The sequence below is a fragment of the Oricola indica genome (genome assembly GCF_965227485.1).
GTDB lineage: Bacteria > Pseudomonadota > Alphaproteobacteria > Rhizobiales > Rhizobiaceae > Oricola > Oricola indica.
The window spans coordinates 631577-651739 of the sequence record NZ_OZ245747.1 but is presented as its reverse complement, the minus strand read 5'-3'; the positions used below and the strand labels follow the sequence as shown (position 1 = coordinate 651739).

General features: G+C 63.1%; 18 protein-coding genes and 1 tRNA gene. 4 read left to right on the top strand and 15 right to left on the bottom strand.

From position 1 onward, the window contains the following. Position 1: 1 nt before the first annotated feature. The 8 genes from xth to tesB form a co-directional block, all read right to left on the bottom strand. Complete coding sequence (gene xth, locus ACQK2M_RS03410) at positions 2 to 805, bottom strand: exodeoxyribonuclease III (RefSeq protein WP_425416634.1); 804 nt, start codon at positions 803 to 805, stop codon at positions 2 to 4. A 109-nt stretch (positions 806 to 914) separates the two neighbouring features. Beyond that, positions 915 to 1565, bottom strand: coding sequence for an outer membrane lipoprotein carrier protein LolA (locus ACQK2M_RS03405; RefSeq protein WP_425416633.1), 651 nt, complete (start codon positions 1563 to 1565; stop codon positions 915 to 917). A gap of 93 nt (positions 1566 to 1658) precedes the next feature. Next, a complete protein-coding gene (locus ACQK2M_RS03400; RefSeq protein WP_425419974.1) occupies positions 1659 to 4175 on the bottom strand; it encodes a DNA translocase FtsK in 2517 nt (838 codons plus the stop codon). Between the two features lie 288 nt (positions 4176 to 4463). Further along, the gene (locus tag ACQK2M_RS03395) at positions 4464 to 5801 is read right to left on the bottom strand and encodes an ammonium transporter (RefSeq protein ID WP_425416632.1); all 1338 of its coding nucleotides are present in this window, start codon (positions 5799 to 5801) and stop codon (positions 4464 to 4466) included. Positions 5802 to 5837: 36 nt separating this feature from the next. Then, positions 5838 to 6176 carry a P-II family nitrogen regulator gene (locus ACQK2M_RS03390; RefSeq protein ID WP_223477560.1) on the bottom strand — a complete coding sequence of 113 codons (339 nt, stop codon included), beginning with the start codon at positions 6174 to 6176 and terminating at the stop codon, positions 5838 to 5840. Between the two features lie 309 nt (positions 6177 to 6485). After that, the gene (locus ACQK2M_RS03385; RefSeq protein ID WP_425416631.1) at positions 6486 to 7814 is read right to left on the bottom strand and encodes an ammonium transporter; all 1329 of its coding nucleotides are present in this window, start codon (positions 7812 to 7814) and stop codon (positions 6486 to 6488) included. Positions 7815 to 7838: 24 nt separating this feature from the next. Continuing rightward, positions 7839 to 8177: a P-II family nitrogen regulator gene (locus ACQK2M_RS03380; RefSeq protein ID WP_223477562.1), complete on the bottom strand. Its 339-nt coding sequence runs from the start codon at positions 8175 to 8177 to the stop codon at positions 7839 to 7841. Between the two features lie 192 nt (positions 8178 to 8369). Beyond that, the gene (gene tesB / locus ACQK2M_RS03375; protein ID WP_425416630.1) at positions 8370 to 9242 is read right to left on the bottom strand and encodes an acyl-CoA thioesterase II; all 873 of its coding nucleotides are present in this window, start codon (positions 9240 to 9242) and stop codon (positions 8370 to 8372) included. Between the two features lie 99 nt (positions 9243 to 9341). Here tesB and ACQK2M_RS03370 point away from each other — a divergent pair, with 99 nt between their 5' ends. Beyond that, positions 9342 to 10616 (top strand): ubiquinone biosynthesis hydroxylase, encoded by a 1275-nt coding sequence (locus ACQK2M_RS03370; protein ID WP_425416629.1) that lies wholly within the window; start codon positions 9342 to 9344, stop codon positions 10614 to 10616. A gap of 107 nt (positions 10617 to 10723) precedes the next feature. On the opposite strand, the gene ACQK2M_RS03365 is transcribed toward ACQK2M_RS03370, so the two are convergent. The 5 genes from ACQK2M_RS03365 to ACQK2M_RS03345 all read right to left on the bottom strand — a co-directional run bounded on the left by ACQK2M_RS03365 (position 10724) and on the right by ACQK2M_RS03345 (position 13928). Further along, complete coding sequence (locus tag ACQK2M_RS03365; RefSeq protein ID WP_425416628.1) at positions 10724 to 11314, bottom strand: TetR/AcrR family transcriptional regulator; 591 nt, start codon at positions 11312 to 11314, stop codon at positions 10724 to 10726. Between the two features lie 43 nt (positions 11315 to 11357). Further along, positions 11358 to 11585: a Trm112 family protein gene (locus ACQK2M_RS03360; protein ID WP_425416627.1), complete on the bottom strand. Its 228-nt coding sequence runs from the start codon at positions 11583 to 11585 to the stop codon at positions 11358 to 11360. Positions 11586 to 11612: 27 nt separating this feature from the next. Beyond that, the gene (locus tag ACQK2M_RS03355; protein ID WP_223477567.1) at positions 11613 to 12284 is read right to left on the bottom strand and encodes an LON peptidase substrate-binding domain-containing protein; all 672 of its coding nucleotides are present in this window, start codon (positions 12282 to 12284) and stop codon (positions 11613 to 11615) included. A 79-nt stretch (positions 12285 to 12363) separates the two neighbouring features. Then, positions 12364 to 13368, bottom strand: a complete 1005-nt coding sequence (gene trxA / locus ACQK2M_RS03350; RefSeq protein WP_425416626.1) for a thioredoxin — start codon at positions 13366 to 13368, stop codon at positions 12364 to 12366. Between the two features lie 38 nt (positions 13369 to 13406). After that, a complete protein-coding gene (locus ACQK2M_RS03345) occupies positions 13407 to 13928 on the bottom strand; it encodes a prolyl-tRNA synthetase associated domain-containing protein (RefSeq protein WP_425416625.1) in 522 nt (173 codons plus the stop codon). Positions 13929 to 14093: 165 nt separating this feature from the next. Here ACQK2M_RS03345 and ACQK2M_RS03340 point away from each other — a divergent pair. The 3 genes from ACQK2M_RS03340 (at position 14094) to ACQK2M_RS03330 (ending at position 15830) form a co-directional block, all read left to right on the top strand. Beyond that, positions 14094 to 14168, top strand: a tRNA-Gly gene (locus ACQK2M_RS03340). Positions 14169 to 14744: 576 nt separating this feature from the next. Continuing rightward, a complete protein-coding gene (locus ACQK2M_RS03335; RefSeq protein ID WP_425416624.1) occupies positions 14745 to 15203 on the top strand; it encodes a hypothetical protein in 459 nt (152 codons plus the stop codon). Between the two features lie 3 nt (positions 15204 to 15206). Beyond that, the gene (locus ACQK2M_RS03330; protein WP_425416623.1) at positions 15207 to 15830 is read left to right on the top strand and encodes a hypothetical protein; all 624 of its coding nucleotides are present in this window, start codon (positions 15207 to 15209) and stop codon (positions 15828 to 15830) included. A 7-nt stretch (positions 15831 to 15837) separates the two neighbouring features. Here the strand turns inward: ACQK2M_RS03330 and ACQK2M_RS03325 are convergent, their stop codons facing one another. Continuing rightward, positions 15838 to 16971, bottom strand: coding sequence for a hypothetical protein (locus tag ACQK2M_RS03325; RefSeq protein WP_425416622.1), 1134 nt, complete (start codon positions 16969 to 16971; stop codon positions 15838 to 15840). A gap of 96 nt (positions 16972 to 17067) precedes the next feature. Further along, the gene (locus ACQK2M_RS03320) at positions 17068 to 19515 is read right to left on the bottom strand and encodes a hypothetical protein (protein WP_425416621.1); all 2448 of its coding nucleotides are present in this window, start codon (positions 19513 to 19515) and stop codon (positions 17068 to 17070) included. Between the last annotated feature and the right edge of the window lie 648 nt (positions 19516 to 20163).

The window sequence follows — 20163 nt, the reverse complement described above, 5'->3', positions numbered from 1 at the left end:
CTCAAATTGCGAAGCGTGCGATGACCGGCACGTGATCCGACGGCTTTTCCCAGCCGCGCGCCTCGCGCAATACGGTAATGTCCTCGACCAGGCTTTCGAGATCCGGCGATCCCCAGACGTGGTCGAGGCGCCGGCCCCTGTCCGATACATCCCAGTCGCGAGCCCGGTAACTCCACCACGTGAAGATCTTCTCTTCCGGCGGTATGAAAACCCGCATCAGGTCCGACCATCCGCCTTTCATCCGCAGATCTTCGAGCGTCTCCGTCTCCAATGGCGTGTGGCTGACGACTTTCAGCAATTGTTTGTGCGACCAGACATCGGTCTCCAGCGGCGCGATGTTGAGATCGCCGACGAGAATCGCCGAATCCGCCTTGCCCGGATCGGCCGGAATCGACCGCATCTCGTCCAGGAAATCCAGCTTGTGGCGGAACTTTGGGTTAATTGCCGGGTCAGGCTCGTCGCCGCCCGCGGGCACGTAGAAATTGTGAACCCGGATGCTGCGGCCCGGCGCCCTCACGATGCTGTCGAGATGACGCGTATCGCCCATGCCGCAGAAATCGCGCGATGCGACCTCCTCCAGCGGATGTTTCGAGATCGTGGCAACGCCGTGATAGCCCTTCTGCCCGTGGATCTCGACATTCGTATATCCGAGCTTGTGGAAGGCCTTTGTCGGAAACTGATCGTTCGGACACTTCGTTTCCTGCAGGCACAGCACATCGGGCTGATATGTCTGCAGGAACGACTCGACGATCGGCAGACGCAGGCGAACGGAGTTGATGTTCCACGTGGCGACGGAAAATGTCATGGGAGGCCCTCGGTGCGTTCGATTGCTTGTCTCAACGCACCGGGTCTATGGCAAGCGCCAGCCGGCGCCTTCGCGCCGGCAACCCACAATTTAGAGACGGATACGGGCGTCAGTCGGAGCGGAAACGATCTTCGTTGATCTTCTGATAGGGAATGTCGAACGTCCCCTTGCCGAAGCGCACACCCTGCTGGACGTTGTAGACCATGACGGTCGTGTCCTTGCCCTGCGCGTCCCGGATCGTCCACTGGCGCAGATCGAAGCTCTTCGGGTCGAACATCATCGTGATCTGGCTGTCGCCGAAGATCTGCTTGTCGCCGATGACGATCGTGGTCAGGTCATCCGCTTCGCTCACATTGCGCACCCGATCGCCGCTCAGGTCGATCCGGTCGCCGAGCAGCACGTTGAGGGGTGTCTTGCCGAGGGGATAGATGCTCCAGGTGTCCAGCTTCTTGTTGTTGACCACGAGTGACTTGCCGTCGGCCACAACGCGGATCGGCGACGGATTCTCGTAGAGGAAAAGAAGCTTGCCCGGCCGTTCGATATAGAACTTTCCGCCGGTCTGCTCGCCGGACGGACCGAACTGCACGAATTCGCCGGCCATGGACCGGACATTCGAGAAATGATCGGCGATTCGCTGCGCCGTCTCGGGCGCCGCGAAGGCCGGTTGCAGCGCCGTGATTGCAATTGCCGTGGCCATGGCGCCGGCAACAAGGCCGCGCCGCGTGATCGCCATCGGTTTCGCGAAAGTGTGATCCGTCATGAACCGCTCCAGCCGGTTTTCCGATTTGTTGTTTGTACGCGATAGATAATCATACAGTTGGGCGTCTCTGTGGCGTTGGCCACAGTGCGCCGACTACATCTCGTCGTTTTCGGTTGGCACCAGGATCTCGCGTTTGCCGGCATGATTCGCGGGTCCGATAATACCCTCATCCTCCATCCGCTCGATGATCGAGGCCGCCCGGTTGTAACCGATTCCCAGCCTGCGCTGCACATAGGAGGTCGATGCCTTTCCGTCACGCAACACGACCGCCACCGCCTGGTCGTAGGGGTCCTCGGAATCGCCCATATCGCCGCTGTTGCCGCCGCCACCACCATCGCCGCCGTCCTCGTCGTCGTCCTCGGTGATCGCTTCCAGATATTCCGGCACGCCCTGCATCTTGAGATGCGCCACGACATCCTCGACCTCGCGGTCGGAGACGAACGGGCCGTGCACTCGCTGGATGCGCCCGCCGCCGGCCATGTAGAGCATGTCGCCCATGCCGAGCAGCTGCTCGGCGCCCTGTTCGCCAAGAATGGTGCGGCTGTCGATCTTCGACGTGACCTGAAAGGAGATGCGCGTCGGGAAGTTCGCCTTGATCGTGCCGGTGATGACATCGACCGACGGACGTTGCGTCGCCATGATGACATGGATGCCGGCAGCACGCGCCATCTGGGCAAGCCGCTGTACCGCGCCTTCGATATCCTTGCCGGCGACCATCATCAGGTCGGCCATTTCGTCGATGATGACGACGATATAGGGCATCGCCTCCAGATCGAGCGTCTCGGTTTCGTAGATCGCTTCGCCGGTCTCGCGGTCGAAACCGGTCTGCACCGTGCGGCTGATCTCCTTGCCCTTCTTCTGGGCCTCGCGCACCTTGGCGTTGAAGCCGTCGATGTTGCGCACGCCGATCTTCGACATGTTCTTGTAGCGCTGTTCCATCTCGCGGACGGTCCATTTCAGCGCCACGACCGCCTTTTTCGGGTCGGTCACCACTGGCGTCAGCAGATGCGGAATGCCGTCATAGACGGACAGTTCCAGCATTTTCGGGTCGATCATGATGAGGCGGCATTCCTCGGGCGACATCTTGTAGAGGATCGAGAGGATCATCGTGTTGATGGCGACCGACTTGCCGGAGCCGGTCGTGCCGGCGACGAGCAGGTGCGGCATCTTGGCAAGATCGGCGATGACCGCCTCGCCATTGATCGTCTTGCCAAGCGTCAGCGCCAGCTTGGCCTTGGAATTGTCGTAGGCTTGCGCGGAAATGAGCTCGCGCAGGAAAACCGTCTCGCGTCGCGCATTCGGCAATTCGATGCCGATCGCGTTACGGCCGGGAACGACCGCGACGCGCGCGGCGATCGCGCTCATCGACCGCGCGATGTCCTCGGCCAGTCCGATGACGCGCGAGGACTTGATGCCCGGCGCGGGTTCGAGTTCGTAAAGCGTGACGACCGGACCCGGACGCACATGGATGATCTCGCCGCGCACGCCGAAATCCTCCAGCACACCCTCGAGCAGTCGCGCATTCTGTTCCAGCGCCTCCGGCGAGAGGCCCGGATCCTTGCTCTGGCTCTTCGGCTCGGCGAGCATGTGGATGGCCGGCAATTCGAAACCGGCGTCCTGGATGAAGCTCGCCTGCGCCTCTCGCTGAACCCGAACGCTGGGTTTCGGCTTTGGCGCAACGGACGCCACGCGCGAAGACGGGCCTGCATCGGCATGCTCAGATGTCGCAGGCGCGGCTCGCGGCGCCCAGTCGTCCTGCGGTTCGGTGTCGATATCGTCGTCTGGGCCAAGGTCGAAATCGGAGTCGAACGGTGCTTCGTCACCGAAGCCCGGTTCCCGGCGATCGCCGACGTCCGGAGGCGCGACATCGCGAAGATGGGCACGGCGCGACCGGAACATCCGGCGCACCGCCGCACGCGCCGTATAGTAGCCATGGATCAGCGCACCGATCGTGACGAAGCGGCCGTTTCCGTCGGCGTCCTCGTCCTCGTCGTCCTCGGTATCGGTATCGGTTTCGGCTTCACGGACCGTGATCGCGTCGGCAGCGCCCCAAAGGAAGCCGCAGGAAACCGCCAGCGCGTAGAAGGCGAGCGGCGCGAAGACGATGAACGACAGGACCCGCACCCATCCCGCCGGATAGCCACCGCTCAGCATGCCCGGAAGCCTGAGAACCATGTCGCCGAACACGCCACCAAGGCCTGTCGGCAGCGGCCAAGTGCCAGTCATCGGAAAACAGCCGGCGACGGCCGCGGCCAAGATGGCCGCAATTGGCCACATCGCCAACCGGCGGGCCGCATGCGGCCAGTAGCGGCCGCGAATGCGCGCATAGCCCCAGAACACGGTCGGTAAGAGGGCCGGAAGCGCGGCGAGGCCGAAGAACTGCATGAAGATGTCGGAAACGATCGCGCCGGGATAGCCCATCGCGTTGCTGACCGGCGCGTCGGCGGCATAGCTCCAGCTTGGATCGCCGGCGTTCCAGGTGGCCAGCGCGAAAAGCGCGAAGGCACTCAGCACCCAGAGAAGGATGCCGGCCATGAACTCCACCTGTCGGCGAACCAGATCGGCCATTCCCGCTGTCAGTGATCGGTCGCGGCGATGGCTCCTCCCCATCGTCCGGTCGGCGTGAAGTGATATGGCGTGATCGGCGTGCATCCGAAATTCCCGTCTTCCCTCCGCCACGGCGGCGGACACAATTTCCCGGCCGCAGCCTAGTAAAGCTTGGTTAAACAGGCATTAACCATGCAATCGCGTCCGACAGGAGATCGCGCACGGGCATAAAAAAGGCCCGGTCGCGATGACCGGGCCAGTTGGTGTGATGTCAAACATCACGACGGGATCAAGTCACGGAGACGGGCGATGGGAGGAGGTATCGCCCGTCTCCGGGTTTCGCCCGCGACGTCAGCCGCGAGAGAATTCCGGGTAAGCCTCGACGCCGGTTTCGGCTTTGTCGAGACCGATCATCTCGTCCTCGGCGGAGACGCGGATGCCCATGATCGCCTTCAGGATGAACCAGACGACGAAGGAGACAACCAGCGTGAAGACACCGTAGGCGACGATACCGACCAGCTGCGTGCTATAGCTCGTGTCGGCGTTGGAGAACGGAACGATCAGCGTGCCCCAGATACCCGCGAACAGGTGGACCGGGATTGCGCCGACGACGTCGTCGATCTTCAGCTTGTCGAGCAGCGGAACCGTGAACACCACGATGGCACCGCCGACTGCGCCGATCAGAAGCGCCTGCCATACGGCCGGAGCCAGCGGCTCGGCAGTGATGGAGACGAGACCGGCAAGAGCGCCGTTGAGCACCATCGTCACGTCAACCTTCTTGTAGAGGACCTGCAGAAGGATGATGGTGACGACCACGCCGGCCGCAGCGGCCAGGTTGGTGTTGGCGAAGATGCGCGAAACGTCCGTGACATCGCTGATCGTGCCCATGGCGAGCTGAGACGCGCCGTTGAAGCCGAACCAGCCGAGCCACAGGATGAACGTACCGAGCGTGGCGAGCGGGATCGAAGAGCCGACCATCGGGTTGATCTTGCCGCCTTCATACTTGCCTGCACGCGCGCCGACCAACAATGCACCGGCGAGAGCAGCCCAGCCACCGACCGAGTGAACCAGCGTCGAACCGGCGAAGTCGGAGAAGCCCATCTCGGAGAGCCAGCCGCCGCCCCACTGCCAGGAACCGGCGATCGGGTAGATGAAGCCGGTCAGGACAACGACGAAGATCAGGAAGGGCCAGAGCTTCATGCGCTCGGCGACCGTACCGGACACGATCGAGGCGGCGGTTGCGACGAACACCATCTGGAAGAACCAGTCGGAAGCCGTCGAATAGCCGACGTCGAGAGCGTCACCGCCGACCGGATCGAAGGCGTAGGTGCCGAAGGACCCCATGTAGCCGCCGTCAACGCCGGTATACATCAGGTTGTAGCCCACCAGCCAGTACATGATGCCGGCGATGGAATAGAGCGCGATGTTCTTGAGGGACTGCATCGACACGTTCTTGGAACGCACGAGGCCGGCCTCGAGCATGGCGAAGCCCGCGGCCATCCACATCACGAGGAAGCCGCCGATAAGGAACAGCAACGTGTTGAAGATATATTGCACGTCGGGCGAAGCCACCGTGGACGCGGCCTCAGCCGCCGCTTCGGTGTCCTGCGCGAATGCGGGTCCCGCACTCAACGCCACCGCTGCGGCAAGGCCGGCGAGGCCGTATCGAAAACCTTTGGATATGGTCATTGTGATTGAACTCCTGAAGTAACTTGCACCGGCGCCTTAAAGCGCTTCGGAATCGGTTTCGCCCGTACGGATACGAACGGCCTGATCGATCGTGTAGGTGAAGATCTTGCCGTCGCCGATCTGGCCGGTTTTGGCCGCTCCGGAGATGGTTTCGATCACCTTCTCGACCATGTCGTCGTCGACCGCGAGCTCGATCTTCAGCTTCGGGAGGAAGCTGATGGCGTATTCCGCTCCGCGATAAATCTCGGTGTGCCCCTTCTGACGCCCATACCCCTTCACCTCGGTGACGGTCAGGCCCTGGACGCCAAGCCCGGTGAGAGCTTCGCGCACCTCATCCAGTTTGAAGGGCTTGATGATGGCCATGACTATTTTCATGCGCTGTAGTTCCCTATGTTTACTCATTTTCGCCAGCTGGCCGGCGATACTGGGTGCAGCGCGACATCGATGCCGAACGCTGTCGGGAAACACCATTCAAGACCCGTGCCAAATTGTTGAAAACCGCGCAACGCGTTGAAAAAAAAGCATATTTACGTGATGCTTTTTGTCGCACCGATTCATATGCAGTGCAACATGCCTAATTAATAGGCATTTCTGAAATCTTGATGATTTCTTAATCTTTACGCTTCGGAAACCAAAAACCCGGGCCGAAACCCGGGTTTCCTGTCGGGAGAATTATCCCTGTTTTCAGGCGTGATAGGCCGATTCGCCGTGTGAGGCGAGGTCGAGGCCCTCGCGCTCCGCATCGCTGCTGGCGCGGATTCCGGTGATCGCCTTCGTGATCAGGATCAGCACCGCGGAACCGACGCCCGACCACACCACGGTGAGCAGCACGGCCTGGACCTGCGCAAGGACCTGCGCGCCCATCGTGCCGGCCTCCACGACATAACCCGTTCCGCCGAGGAACGGCGCGCACAGGATGCCGGTGCCGATCGCACCGACGATACCGCCGACGCCGTGGACGCCGAAAACGTCCAGGCTGTCGTCATAGCCGAATTTCGATTTTATCGTCGTCACGAAGAAGTAGCAGATCGGCGAGACGGCGAGACCGAGCACGAGTGCGCCCATTGGACCGGAGGTACCGCAGGCCGGCGTGACGGCGACGAGACCCGCCACCATGCCCGATGCAGCGCCAAGGCCGGAGGACTTGCCGCGCATGAAGCCTTCCACCACCGACCAGGAAACAACCGCAGCGGCCGTCGCGATGAAGGTGTTCATCATCGCCAGTGTCGCGTTGGAGGTCGCCTCAAGGTTGGAGCCGGCATTGAAGCCGAACCAGCCGACCCACAGCATCGCCGCGCCGACCATGGTCAGCGTCATCGAATGCGGGGCCATGTTGTCCTTGCCGAAGCCAATGCGCTTGCCAAGCATGATGGCCCAGACAAGCCCCGCGATGCCGGCATTGATATGCACCACGGTGCCGCCGGCGAAATCGATCGCGCCCCAGTTGAAGATCAGGCCCGATCCATCCCAGACCATGTGGGCGATCGGGAAATAGATGAAAGTGACCCACAACACGGTGAACAGCATCACGCCGGAGAACTTGGCGCGCTCCGCAAACGCACCGACGATCAGCGCCGGGGTGATTGCGGCGAATGTCATCTGGAAACAGATGAAGACATATTCGGGGATCATGACGCCGTCGGTGAAGGTCGCAGCCTCGCTGTCCATCGTCACGCCGGCGAGGAACATCTTTCCAAGGCCGCCCCAGAACGGGCTGGTCGATCCCCCGAAGGCGAAGGAGTAACCCCACAGGACCCAGATGATCATGACCACCGAGGTGATCAGGGTGCACTGCATGAGCACGGAGAGCATGTTCTTGGCCCGCACGAGACCGCCGTAGAAGAGCGCGAGGCCCGGAATGACCATGAACAGGACGAGCAGCGACGACATCATCATCCAGGCGGTATCGCCCTTGTCGATGGTTGTCGTCGCGGCATCTTGGGCGAAGACCGCCCCGGTCGAAACGAGGAGTGAGAAAAGCGCCGCCGCGCCGGAGAGATATTTGCTTTTCATGGAAAGCCCCTGTGCAATCCCGCGTCAGAGCGCGCTGGAGTCGGTTTCACCGGTGCGAATACGCACCGCGTTTTCTATGCTGTAGACGAAGATTTTCCCGTCGCCGATCTGGCCGGTCTTGGCGGCTCCGGAAACGGCGTCGATCACCTTGTCGGCCATGTCGTCATCGACGACGATCTCGATCTTGATCTTCGGCAGGAAACTGATCGCGTATTCCGCGCCGCGATAGATCTCGGTGTGGCCCTTCTGGCGGCCATATCCCTTGACCTCGGATACGGTCAGCCCCTCGACACCGACGTCGGTCAACGCCTCGCGCACCTCGTCCAGCTTGAACGGCTTGATGATGGCCATGATGAGTTTCATGACGGCTCCTCCCTGACAAATGAGCGGTTTCGCCCGCGCCGGACCGATCCCGGCGCAGTTCTATAATCAAAAGCCATGCCAGTTCACGCTTCGTCCGAATCGCCGGAAATTGGGGAACTCTCTCCAGGATGACCGGAAATTCACCAGAATGCCGCCTGACAAATTGGCAAAAAGCGAAGAAATGATGAATTTTTAGGCGTTTTTGGTCCGCAACCGGATCAGGCCTTCCTGTGCCACCGATGCGACCAATGTCCCGTCGGTCGCGTAGAGCGAGCCGCGGGTGAAGCCCCGCGCGCCGGACGCGTTCGGGCTGTCCTGGGTGTAGAGAAGCCAGTCGTCGAGCTTGTGCGGGCGGTGAAACCACATCGCATGATCGAGGCTCGCCGCCTGGATCTCCGGATCGAAGACGGACCGGCCATGCGCGAAAAGCGACGTGTCGAGCAACGTCATGTCCGACAGATAGGCAAGGACCGCCGACTGCAGTGCCCTGTCATCGGGTATCTCGCCGGTGGCGCGCACCCAGATATGCTGTTTCGGCGGCAGCTTCTCGCGCGTGATGTAATGGGTCAGCGAGACCGGGCGCAACTCGATCGGTCGCTCGCTGAGCCAGTATCGCTTGATGTGCTCGGGCAACTGGTCGAAGAACTGGGCGATCAGGTCCTTCTCCCGCAAGAGCGTTTCCGGACCCGGAATACCCTCGGGCATCTCGATGGCATGTTCGAGGCCGGGTTCGTCGATCTGGAACGAGGCCGACAACGAGAAGATCGCGTGGCCATGCTGGATCGCCACGACACGGCGCGTCGTGAAACTGCCGCCATCGCGGATCCTGTCGACCTCGTAGATGATCGGAACCGCCGGATCGCCCGGCCGCATGAAATAGCAATGCAGCGAATGCACGGCCCGGTCCGGCTCGACCGTGCGCTGTGCGGCGACCAGCGCCTGCGCGATTACCTGGCCGCCGAAGACGCGCTGCCACCCGGTTTGCGGGCTGCGACCACGGAACAGATTGCGCTCCAGATCCTCCAGGTCGAGAATGGAGATCAGTTCCTCGATGGCAGACGACATGACGGTGATCCGGTTTGGATATGTGACCGCGCTTTGCTACAGGGGAAGCCGGACAAGTCAAGTTTACGGCGCGACAGGTTCCGCGCCACGGAGAACACCATGGCCACCACCGCCAAGCGCAAGACCACGGCAAAAGGCTCAACCAAAGCGCCCGAAAATCCGGATATCCTGATCGCGGGAGCCGGTTATGTCGGGCTTGCGACCGCCGCGGCGATCGCGCATGCCGCGCCGCATCTCGCCATCCGCGTGGTCGATCCTGCGCCCGAAGGCGTCTGGAAAAAGGATGCACGCGCCTCCGCGATCGCGGCGGCCGCCTCGCGCATGCTCGCCGAACTCGGTTGCTGGGATGCACTGCTGGAAGAGGCCGAGCCGATCAGGGAAATGATCGTCACCGATTCGAAGACCGGCGACCCGACGCGGCCGGTCTTCCTCACATTCGACGGCGAGGTGCTGCAAGGAGAACCCTTCGCCCACATGCTGCCCAATGCCGCGCTCAACGGCGCGCTGCGCGCCAAATGCGAGGCCTCGGGCGTCACCATCTCGCAGGGCGTCGCCGTTTCCGGCTTTTTCGAGGAGGCGCCAGGCGCGCCGCTGACCGTGACTCTGACCAACGGCAAGGAGGTCAAGGCGCGGCTGCTGGTCGCAGCCGATGGCGTCAAATCGGCGCTGCGCGGTCTCGCGGGCATCAAGACCGTGCATTGGGACTACGGCCAGATGGGCATTGTCGCCACGATCGCGCATGAGCGGCCGCATGAGGGGCGCGCCGAGGAGCATTTCCTGCCCGCCGGCCCCTTCGCGATCCTGCCACTAAAGGGAAACAGGTCCTCCATCGTCTGGTCGGAGACGAAGGAAACCGCCGAAAGGCTGCTCGCCGGCGACGATTTCACCTTCGACGTCGAACTGGAACAGCGCTTCGGCCTGAAGCTTGGCGAAATCCGGGTCGAAGGTCCGAAACGCGCCTATCCGCTCGGTCTCACGCTGGCGCGGGACTTCGTCAAGCCGCGCGTGGCGCTGGTCGGCGATGCGGCGCATGGCATCCATCCGATCGCCGGCCAGGGTCTCAATCTCGGCTTCAAGGATGCCGCTGCGCTCGCGGAGACGGTGGTGGAGGCCGACCGGCTGGGCCTGGACCTCGGGGCGCTCGACGTCTTGCAGCGCTACGAGCGCTGGCGGCGTTTCGACACCTGGCAGATGGGCGTGACCACGGACGTGCTCAACCGACTCTTTTCCAACGACTTCACGCCGCTCAGGGCGGTCCGCGATATTGGCCTTGGCCTGGTCGACCGGATGCCGGGCGTGAAGAATTTTTTCATCGGACAGGCCGCCGGGCTTTCCGGTCCGGCCCCGCGTCTTTTGCGCGGCGAGCCGATCTGACGAATTAAGCCGCCGTCTCATCGGGCAGTGCCGCAGCAGCAAAATCGACGATCGCGGCGGCAATCGGTTCATACGGAAGTCATTTCGGTGGAGCCCGGCGGCGAAAGTCAGGCGGAAGCGAGACCGAGCGTGCGTTCCATGCGGGCAAAGCACTCGGCCAGAACCGGCGGCTCTCCGAGCGCATGGGCAAGCGCGATCGAGCCCTGCCAGTCCGCGATGACCGCACGCGCGCGCTGCAATGCAATGGACGGTCTGAGGCCCGTGCGCCCGAGTTCCGTCGCCACGAACCCGGTCAGGAGGGAAAAGCTCTCGGCCGCGCGCGCGCCATGTTCAGGCAGCGTGTGGCGGAACTCACGCGCACCCGCGAGGATCGGACAGCCATGCTGCACCCGGCTCTGCTGGCCCGCCTGCAATCGTGCAACCAGCAGTTTCAGCCGGCGGCGCGGCTCCGGCGTCTCCGTGCGCACATCCTCGATCAGCGTTTCGGTCTGGTGGACGAAGAGATCGGCGACCGCGCCCGCAAGATCGCCTTTTGTCTTGAAATAATAATAGACATTGCCGAGCGGCACATCGGCGGCGCAAGCGATATCGGCGAGGCTCGATGCCTCGAAACCGCGTGTCCAGAACAGCTCCGCCGCCGCCTGAACCAGCGCCTCGCGACGGGCCTCTCCGCGTTTTCGTTTCGGCTTTTCTTCCACCTGCCGCGTTCCCCGATTCGGTTCCCGCCAGCCTATCCGCCATTCAGGCTTTGTCGAGCGAACGCGCTTCCGACGGCAGCATGATCGGCACGCCGCCGCGCACCGGATAAGCGAGCTTCGCCGCGTCCGACACAAGTTCGCAGCGCTCGCGATCGAATGTCAGACGCGTCTTGGTCAGCGGGCAGACGAGAAGATCGAGCAGCTTCGGATCGATCCCCTCGCTCTTCTCGGCGCGCCCTTCTTCCGGCGCTTCTGCAGTGGTCTTGGACATGTCGCGCGCTCCGCCTTCAAAGCGACCCTATTGCAGCGTCGGCGCGGAGTCATCCGTGTCGCGCGCCAGAGCCATCTCGGTGATCGCGATCAGCGTGTCGGCGCGGTTCTTCAGGTCGGGCGCTTCGAGCAGCGCCTGCTTTTCCGCCGGACCGTAGGGCGACATCATAGACAGCGCGTTGACCAGCGTATCATTGCCGGCACGCTTGACACTTTCCCAGTCGGCCTCGAGTTCATTGGCTTCCAGATAGGCCCGAAACACGCGCAAAAGCGCCTCGCGATCGACGCAGGACCCATCCGCATCCTCGTCGAGATCGGAAATGAAAGGGCTGATGCGGCACTGCCTGAACGGTGTGCGCACGGCCAGTTCCTCCGCGACGCGGAAACGGCATATCCCCTGCAACGAAATCAGATAGCGCCCATCTCCGCTTTCGGCGAAGGAGGCGATGCGGCCGAGACAACCGACCGCACACAAATGCGGCCTGTCGGCGGAACCGGTGTCACCGGAGAATTTCGGCTGGATCATGCCAATCGTGCGATCGCCGCGAAGCGCAGTGTCGATCATTTCGAGGTAGCGCGGTTCGAAGATGTTCAGGGGCATCTGCCCGCCGGGCAAAAGCAGCGCGCCCGACAGGGGAAAAACCGGCACGCAAGCCGGAATGTCCTTTTCGGTGCTGTATGTCTTGTTGCCGGCCTGCATTTTCGAAAGCGCTCCTCCCCGGGTTCACCATTTCGAATCTGTGTCGGACGCCGCCAAACTCAAGGGGCGGGACGTCCCCTTAGCGAAACAGCAGCGCCGAAAGCTTGCGCCGCGCTTTCAAGGTCGCCGGATCGGTTGGCCCCCACGCCTCGAAGAACTTCAGAAGTTCCAGCCGCGCGCCATCCTCGCGCCATTCGCGATCCGCTTTCATGATCTCGAGCAGCAAGTCCGCCGCAGCAGCCCGATCGCCGGTCGCGGCACGGATCTGCGCGAGGTCGAAACGGGCATCGTGATCGTCCGGCTTTTCGGCCAGCCGGCGTTCCAGTTCCGCCGGATCGCCGAGACCCGCGACTTTTTCGGCCAGTTCCAGCCGCGCCTTGATGGAGCCCAGTTCCACCGATTCGGCGATGCCTTCCGGCGCGCCTTCGACCATCTGCTTCGCCTGAGCCGTCTCGCCCGCGTCGAGCAGCATGCCCGCAAGCCCCGCATAGGCGGCGGCGTTGTCGGGAACCTGCTGCAGGATCATCTGGTAGATCTGCGCCGCCTGGCCCGTGTCGCCGGCCTCGAGCGCCGCTTCGGCCGCGCCGAGCGCCTGCTCGACCGCCTTTTCCTTGTCGTCGCCCCTCGACGCACCGGCAAGCTTGGCGATGAACTCGTTCAGCTGGCTGTCGGGCACCGCCCCCATGAACCCGTCCACCGGCTGGCCGTTGTGAAAGGCGACCACGGCCGGAATCGACTGAACGCCCATCTGGCCCGGGATCGCCGGGTGATCGTCGATGTTCATCTTGACCAGCTTGACCTTGCCGCCGGCCTGTTTCACCGCAGCCTCGATGCGCGGCGTCAATTGCCGGCACGGACCGCACCACGGCGCCCAGAAATCGACCAGAACCGGCTGGTTGCGCGATTCCGCAATCACGTCCTGCTGGAAATCGGCGGTTGTCGTGTCCTTGATCAGGTCTCCCGCCGCCGCGCCGCCCATTGCGGGCGCGGGCTGAGCGGCACCGTTACCGGCCGCGCCGAAACCCACCGTCTGTGCGCCATAACCACCTTGATCGGAGGCAAACGGATTGTCGTTCGAATTCATGATGTCTTCCTTCGCACCAGGTGCCAAAACTTGTCCGCTTATGTCGCGTTTTCACCGGCCAGTTTCAAGACATTCCAGCTGTGACCGGTTGCCTCGACGAAACGCTTCATGTCGGACATCGCGATCGAGGTCGTCGCGTCGTTCGTCAGCGGATGGGCGTTGATCACGTCATGGGCGGCCAGCGCTTCGTCGAAAATCAGCGTCACGGCGTTTTCCGTATCGTTGAGGACGCCGAACGCCGTGACCGCGCCTGGAATAACGCCGAGAAACTCCATCATCTGCTCCGGTTTGCCGAAGGACACCCGGCCGTTGGCCCCGATGAGCGTGTGAATCGTCTTGAGATCGATCGTCGCATCCTCGCCCACGGTGAGCAGGAAGTACCGCCCCTTCTTGTCCTTGAGGAACAGGTTCTTGGTGTGACCGCCGGCAATCTCGTCGCGAAGCGCCTTGGATTCCTCCACCGTGAAGACCGGCGGATGGTCCTTCGTGGTCACCTCGATGCCGAGACCGTCGAGAAATGAAAAGAGATCATCCCTCGTCTTGTGCGCCGTGTCGCTCATCTGTCCGCCCTTGTCCGGTTTGGCGTCTCAATAGGGTCTGGCCCCGCCACTTGGCAAGCCGGACGGCCTTTCGCCGAAAAACTGCGCGACGGCCCCGTATTTTGGTGTTGCATTCGATCTGCGCTTGCGGCATAGAGCGCGGCAGCCGATTTCAAGGCGCGCCGAGCGGGCGTAGCTCAGGGGTAGAGCACAACCTTGCCAAGGTTGGGGTCGTGAGTTCGAATCTCATCGCCCGCTCCAGTTTTCTTCCAACAATTTCAACCCATTGTTGGCGGCAGGATGTCTGCCATTTCGCTTCGCTTGCGTCCGTGTAGCCACCAAGTAGCCACAGCGCCGAAGATAGCCGACCAATTTTTCCGACGACCCTGAATATTTTTCCTCAGCAATACGCGCGCCCATGCGCTCGTGATCATGCGCGCGAGGCAAGCAAAAGCCCTGAAATCCGATTTTTTCCGCTGCGAAAGGCCAACTCTCTGGTGACGGCGACGATCTGCCGTCATTTGATCCGAATGACTTCGATGAAGACGTGATCGTCGACAGGATACTAGAGTATGTCTCGAACCGTTCATCGGGCGAGCCGACGCGCCACGCAGACCCTCGCCGACCAGCTCAGGTGCAACATCTCCGGCTATCTCGACGGCAATCCCCTGAATGTCGTGAACCGAGGGGCGGCGGCGCTCAGCCCGCGCCGATGTCGAAGACCCTGCGGTCGAGCTCTGCCCTGCGCCACACTGGTCCGATAGCGCTTGGCTATCGACCTTTGAAGCTGCTAGCATCTTCCCCTACGACATCGATCCCGACCAGCCGAGGGCAATCATGAGTATGTTTTTGAAGCGCAGCCTGATCGCAGCCGTCGCGCTGAGCCTTTGCGCCGGTTCCGCCCGGGCCCAGGAGCTCACCTCAGGCCAGGTCCTCGCCGCCCTGTTTCGCGCGGGGGATTCCCGGCCGGTGGTGATAGCCGATCCCGGTTTCCGGACATACCTGTCCGAAGCAGGCTTTCGCGCCGATCTGCCGGGCGCGCTGGCCGCGGTTCTCACGATCAACGACCCGGATGCGCCGAGTGCCGCGGAGCCACAACTTGTCACTGTGCATCATGAGTGCGCAGCGGAGGATGACGGTTTCCAGTGCGACCTGTTTCTCGATCTGGCCGGCGTGGAAGACGGAGACGGGATGGAGTCGACGGTCATCTTCCGGTTTCAACTGGAGCCCGATCCGGACGCCACGGCGGGCCAGGTGCGGCTCGCCGACGGCGTCACCATCCTGACCGCGGGCTGACGGATGGACTGGGTCGGGGGGCTCGCCAAGCGGGCATTGCTCTATGTCGTCGTCAGCCTAGCCGTCGTGCTCGGCGTCTTCTTCGGCGGTCAATTGCTGTTCCCGGAGGCCTTCCAGCCGACGCCCGCCGAAGACAAGATCCTTTTCACCGAGATCGACCGCGAGGACCTGTCGATGGAGGGCCGCGCGCGGATTCAGGTCACGATCGCGCCCGCAGCGCCCATCGGGCCGCATCTGAACTCCCTGCACGAGGTCCTGTTGCGCCAGGCCGCGCGAAACCTAGCGGACGCGAACGACGCCGATGCGGTCCATGTCGTGCTGGCGGTCGACGACCGCCTCGCGGCCGCGCCGCCGCTCGGCGAACTGCAGTTCGCGCCCGACGGTCGCGGATGGTCCGGCGACGAAGGCTGGACATATCGGTTGCGCATGCCGCAGCCGCCTTTTCCCGAAGAAGCCGGGCAAATCATGCAAGCGGTTCTGGAGTATCGCGCGGCGACCGACGCCGGGGCGCGGTCGGACCGGGATCTGGAGGATTTCATACGCAGTTCGGTCGAGACCAATTCCGCCGCGATCCGGTCGGTGCTGCAGCCCAATTACGAGACGACCACCGGGAACGCGGAAGATTGACCGGCGGCTATCGCGCGCAGAGGGCGTGAGCCAGCGAAGCGATCTCCTTGTCGGCCTTGCCTTCCGCATCCGCCAGTGCCGGCAATGACAGCCTTGGCGGTATGGACTGATTGCATGTCGGCCTCGCGCCGCAAGACTCCAGAAGCTCGATGGCAAGTTCCTCCGCGGTGGCGGCGACGCCCAGATCGAGCGCCAGATCGTCCATGCACTTCGCGGAGTCGCGCAATACGGTCGCGCCATCTTCGGACGACGGCGCATTGGCGTCCGTCGAGACGTCCGCGGACGCCATCCGCGCGGCTTCGGCCATTTTCGTCAGGCGCTCCTCCAGCGTGAGGACATCGCGTACGGTTTCGAGCAAGCGAACGCGCAACATGCCCTGCTGCGATGGCTGAAGCTCGGCAGGTGTGGAGAGAGCCGCTTCGATGTCGCCGCCGAGAATCGGCAGCCTCTCCGCGATATCGATCATGGAGTCACCCAGAGGCTCCGCGCCTTCCAGTACCTCCAGACCGTCGAGTGTTTCGACAAGCGCCGCCAGATCGGACAGGTCCTCGGCCGACGCCTTCCATTCCGGATCCGCGACCGATGCTCCCGATCCTCCGGAAACGGACGCCATGGCTCGCTCCAGCAGCCGCAAGACGCCTCCCGCGTAGAGGCTGTATCGTTCGGCGAGCGCGGCTTCGAACGGGACCGCCCGCGCCACCGCCTCCTCCGCCAGAACGCTCGCCTGTCCGAGCGCCGACGCCGCGCGCTCGAAAGCGGCGGCCCGCGCATCGAGACCCATCTGCGCCCCGCACCGTTCCGCTTCGTTGAGCACCGGCGCACACGTTCCGCCGCAGGTTTCGATGGAAACGGCCAGACGTTCGGCGCGCAAGAACGCCCGGTCGCTCATCGCGCGAAGGTCGCCCGGATCGGCCAGCAGCGAGGCGTTGGAGCACGCGGCGGCCGGATTGGCCTCGGGAGGCGCGAACGGGCCCTTATCGACCGATTTCAACACCGTCTCGAGTTCCTCGGTCGGCGCGTCCTTTCCGAACGCGGTCAACGCTTCGCAAACCGGACAGTCCTCGGCCTTCGCGCCGACGGACGCGGACAGGTATCCCGCCAGCGCCAGTGCGATCAGACTGACTTTTCTCGCATCACTCATGACCGGCTTCCTTCCCTGCGATTGTCGTGGAGGCCGCCGCTGTCCCGAAGCCCGACGATACCGTCAGTCCGGAGAATGGGCAGCCCATGTTCCATGCTAGCCGCCGTCCGGCGCGAACTTGCTGCGCAATTCGGCCTCTACGCCAGGATCGAGGCGGGAATACTCGAAATACCGCAGCAGATTGTCGGAAATCGCGCAGGTCTCTCGATCGCTGATCCACGGCACGTTGAAGGATGCGGAGATCGTGTCGTTCGACGCGAGGTACTGCATTCTGGCTCGCAGGTCGCGGCTGCCCGGCGCGCAGATCGCCCCAGTGGCCTGCGGATAGCGGTAGCGGAAAGAGCCGTCCGAGATCAGCAAGGTGGAGGGATTCGCCCGAAACGAGAAGAGAAGGTTGCCGGGCGTATAGCCATGATCGGCCCAATGGCGCCCGGCTTCGATCATCGCCGCCTCGTAGAGCGTTCCCTGCGCGCTGTCCGTGTTGACCAGGTCGGTTTCCCCCCTGGCCCTGATCTCGACGACCGTGCCCCACTGATCTTTCCACAACCCCTCGATACCCAGCCGGAAACGGTGATTGAGGTCGGGGCCGTCCTCCCGGGACAGCCAGAGGAGTTGCCCCAGATCGAGCTTCACCGGCGTCGCGGGATTGCTGTCGAGGCTGGGCCACGGCGTCGCGCCCGGCCCCGGCGACACCGAGAGCTGCAGGTAGCCATCGCCGTTCGTGTCGATTCCGACGCCCCGTCCACCGCCCAGCGTCGCCCGCCAGCCGGTCGCATTCCCCGCCCCGCCCGTCACGGTCATGGGCGTTTCATCGAGCAGGACCTGCGGCGCCCGGTCCAGCGGCTGCGAGAAGCGCATTGCGATCGTCAGATCCCCCAGGAAGCTCGGCGCGCCATTGCGTGCGACCGACAGCGCCAGCGGCTGCTCGCCCGCTTCTTTCATGTATCGAAGATAGGCAAGCCGCGCCTTCAGCCGCGCCCGCATCTCCTCGACGCCGCGACCCGCGCGGAGCGCCAGGTCGTATTGGCCGGCGAACCAGACCGCGGTGACCAGTTCCTGATTAAAATCCCTCATGACCCCTTCGCTGGTCGCTTCGGTGATGGAAGCGATGACCGCCTTCATTCCCGTGACGAGCGCGAAGTTCTTGGCCTCGGAGCCGAGCTTGGAGACGAAATTCCTGAGCCCCGGCAAGGACTTCAACGTCTGCAGGGACGACTGGGTCGTGATGGCGTCCGCTCCTGCCGCGAGAAGCGTTTCGATCGTATCGCCGATGATGACGTCTTTCGCGTTGCCGGTGGCGATCGGAAGATCCCCGGTGATGCCGACAAAATCCGACGTCCAGCCGATGAAATCGAAGCTCCAGTGATCCAGAAGAATGGCAGCCCACTGCTTGCCGAACGCATCGTTCGCTCCGCCGAGACTGGTCTGCGACAATGCGGTGATTTTGGAGTTCTTCTTTGCGAGTTCCAAAACCCCATCCAGGCCTTCAACGACCGTTCCCGCATTGATCGCACCCGTCACGGCCGCCGCGAGTTCCAGCAAGGCCGGCGCGATAACCTCGTTTCGCTCCGTCAGCGCCACATATTTCGCGAGAAACACCAGCCTGAAATTGGAGGATTGCTGATAACCGATGAGATCGCCGCGCGCCCGGCTGAGGGTCTCGAGGATCTTGTCGGCCTCGGCGATCTCCGATTCGATGCGCGCGATCGCGCCATCCAGCAGCGCCTCGTATTCCGGATCGTCCGCGCCGCCCTCGGCATCGGCGTCGGGGTCCGGCGACCAGACGCCCGTATAGAAGACGTCACCGCCCGCATCCATGGTGACTGCGGCGAGGTGCGGAGGCGGATGGCGAAGAACCAGCGTGGTATAGGCTTCGAAGGCCTTGGCGACCTGATCCTCGAAATATCCCAGCGTTCTCGACATTCTTTGCGCCGCGAGGTCGGCCGCCCGCCATTTCAGGTAGAATGTGCCGGCTTCGAGTGGCTCGAACTTGAACAATGCGGCACGCGCCGCCTCCAGCCTCCCCTCTGCCTGACGCCTCGCCTCGCGCGCCGCGTCCCTTGTCTTCTGGGCCTCGCTGGCGCGTTCGGAGACACGTTCGCCGCGCGCCGGCCTGAGTTGCTGATAGAGCCTGTCAGCCTCGACCTCGCGCGCGCTGGTGGTTTCGACGGCCTTCTGCGCATCGATCACAGCCTGTCCGAGTTCTTCGGTGCGGCGATTGTATTCCACCAGGGAGAAGAGATAGGAGCGTCGCGCCGCCTCCGCGCGCGTCTCCACCGCCTCAATGCGCGCGACAAAGTTGCGTTCTTCCTCTTTCGCCGTCTCGTAGGCCAGCCGGCTCGCCCGTATCTCGGGGCCGATGCGCGGCAGATCCTCGATCGTCTGGGCCGCCGACGGCACGGCCGGCAACGTCCACAGCGCAAGCCCGGCCATGGCGGAAACGAAACGCGTTTTCCGTGACGAAGAAGCACTCGTCATGGCGTCACCGCCTGAGACCAGCTTGAGATCATCGCCATTGAACCGCCCGCCGGACGAAATGAGCACCGCTGAATGTCTTGCCGGACATCGCTCCCCCCGAAACTGTGCGCCAGCGTCAATCACGGCGTCTCAAGACGAAGACCCGACTTGTCGCAGCGCAATCGGCAAATTCATGCTTTCTTGACGCAGGGTCATATCTGACAACAGGCGCGTCTGTCTTGTCAACTTGGGCAGGCATTCGGCGCAGACGCTTCGAACCCGCAGGATCAGCAGGCCCGACCGGGCGTCCGAGTCTCCGTGACAATCCGGAGATCGCTCTTGCCGATGGCATCTTGTCCGTACAGCGAGCATGGTTGAAGGCCCGCGATAATTGCGGCGACACTTACCAAGGGAAGGATTACCGATGTCCGATCGCGCCGCCCGCCGCAAATCCCTCACCGAAGCCGACCGCCTGCAATTCGTCCGGGAAGCCACGGACGCGCATCACAGGCTTGCACCCTACCTAATCGCCCTCTCGCTCTCAGCGATGACTACAAAGCCATCCAGCGGCTTTCTCAGGCGCTATGGGCGGCAATCCGTGAGGTAACTGGCGAAGAGCCAGGGAGCAGCTCCGGTTTCCGGGGCTTTTGCTTTTTCGGGCATGGTGAAATGCGCGGACGGGGCGACAGGAGTCGTGCTGCGCGACGTCGAGCCGGGTTCTGCCATCGCGCTGAG

What these genes read in the sequence shown, in the direction of transcription:
- ACQK2M_RS03330 (WP_425416623.1), top strand. Translation starts at nt 15,207, where the DNA reads ATGGACTGGGTCGGGGGGCTCGCCAAGCGGGCATTGCTCTATGTCGTC.
- ACQK2M_RS03360 (WP_425416627.1), bottom strand. Translation starts at nt 11,585, where the DNA reads ATGTCCAAGACCACTGCAGAAGCGCCGGAAGAAGGGCGCGCCGAGAAG.
- trxA (WP_425416626.1), bottom strand. Translation starts at nt 13,368, where the DNA reads ATGAATTCGAACGACAATCCGTTTGCCTCCGATCAAGGTGGTTATGGC.
- ACQK2M_RS03325 (WP_425416622.1), bottom strand. Translation starts at nt 16,971, where the DNA reads ATGAGTGATGCGAGAAAAGTCAGTCTGATCGCACTGGCGCTGGCGGGA.
- xth (WP_425416634.1), bottom strand. Translation starts at nt 805, where the DNA reads ATGACATTTTCCGTCGCCACGTGGAACATCAACTCCGTTCGCCTGCGT.
- ACQK2M_RS03385 (WP_425416631.1), bottom strand. Translation starts at nt 7,814, where the DNA reads ATGAAAAGCAAATATCTCTCCGGCGCGGCGGCGCTTTTCTCACTCCTC.
- ACQK2M_RS03355 (WP_223477567.1), bottom strand. Translation starts at nt 12,284, where the DNA reads ATGCAGGCCGGCAACAAGACATACAGCACCGAAAAGGACATTCCGGCT.
- ACQK2M_RS03395 (WP_425416632.1), bottom strand. Translation starts at nt 5,801, where the DNA reads ATGACCATATCCAAAGGTTTTCGATACGGCCTCGCCGGCCTTGCCGCA.
- ACQK2M_RS03345 (WP_425416625.1), bottom strand. Translation starts at nt 13,928, where the DNA reads ATGAGCGACACGGCGCACAAGACGAGGGATGATCTCTTTTCATTTCTC.
- ACQK2M_RS03380 (WP_223477562.1), bottom strand. Translation starts at nt 8,177, where the DNA reads ATGAAACTCATCATGGCCATCATCAAGCCGTTCAAGCTGGACGAGGTG.
- ACQK2M_RS03370 (WP_425416629.1), top strand. Translation starts at nt 9,342, where the DNA reads ATGGCCACCACCGCCAAGCGCAAGACCACGGCAAAAGGCTCAACCAAA.
- ACQK2M_RS03335 (WP_425416624.1), top strand. Translation starts at nt 14,745, where the DNA reads ATGAGTATGTTTTTGAAGCGCAGCCTGATCGCAGCCGTCGCGCTGAGC.
- ACQK2M_RS03400 (WP_425419974.1), bottom strand. Translation starts at nt 4,175, where the DNA reads ATGGGGAGGAGCCATCGCCGCGACCGATCACTGACAGCGGGAATGGCC.
- tesB (WP_425416630.1), bottom strand. Translation starts at nt 9,242, where the DNA reads ATGTCGTCTGCCATCGAGGAACTGATCTCCATTCTCGACCTGGAGGAT.
- ACQK2M_RS03390 (WP_223477560.1), bottom strand. Translation starts at nt 6,176, where the DNA reads ATGAAAATAGTCATGGCCATCATCAAGCCCTTCAAACTGGATGAGGTG.
- ACQK2M_RS03405 (WP_425416633.1), bottom strand. Translation starts at nt 1,565, where the DNA reads ATGACGGATCACACTTTCGCGAAACCGATGGCGATCACGCGGCGCGGC.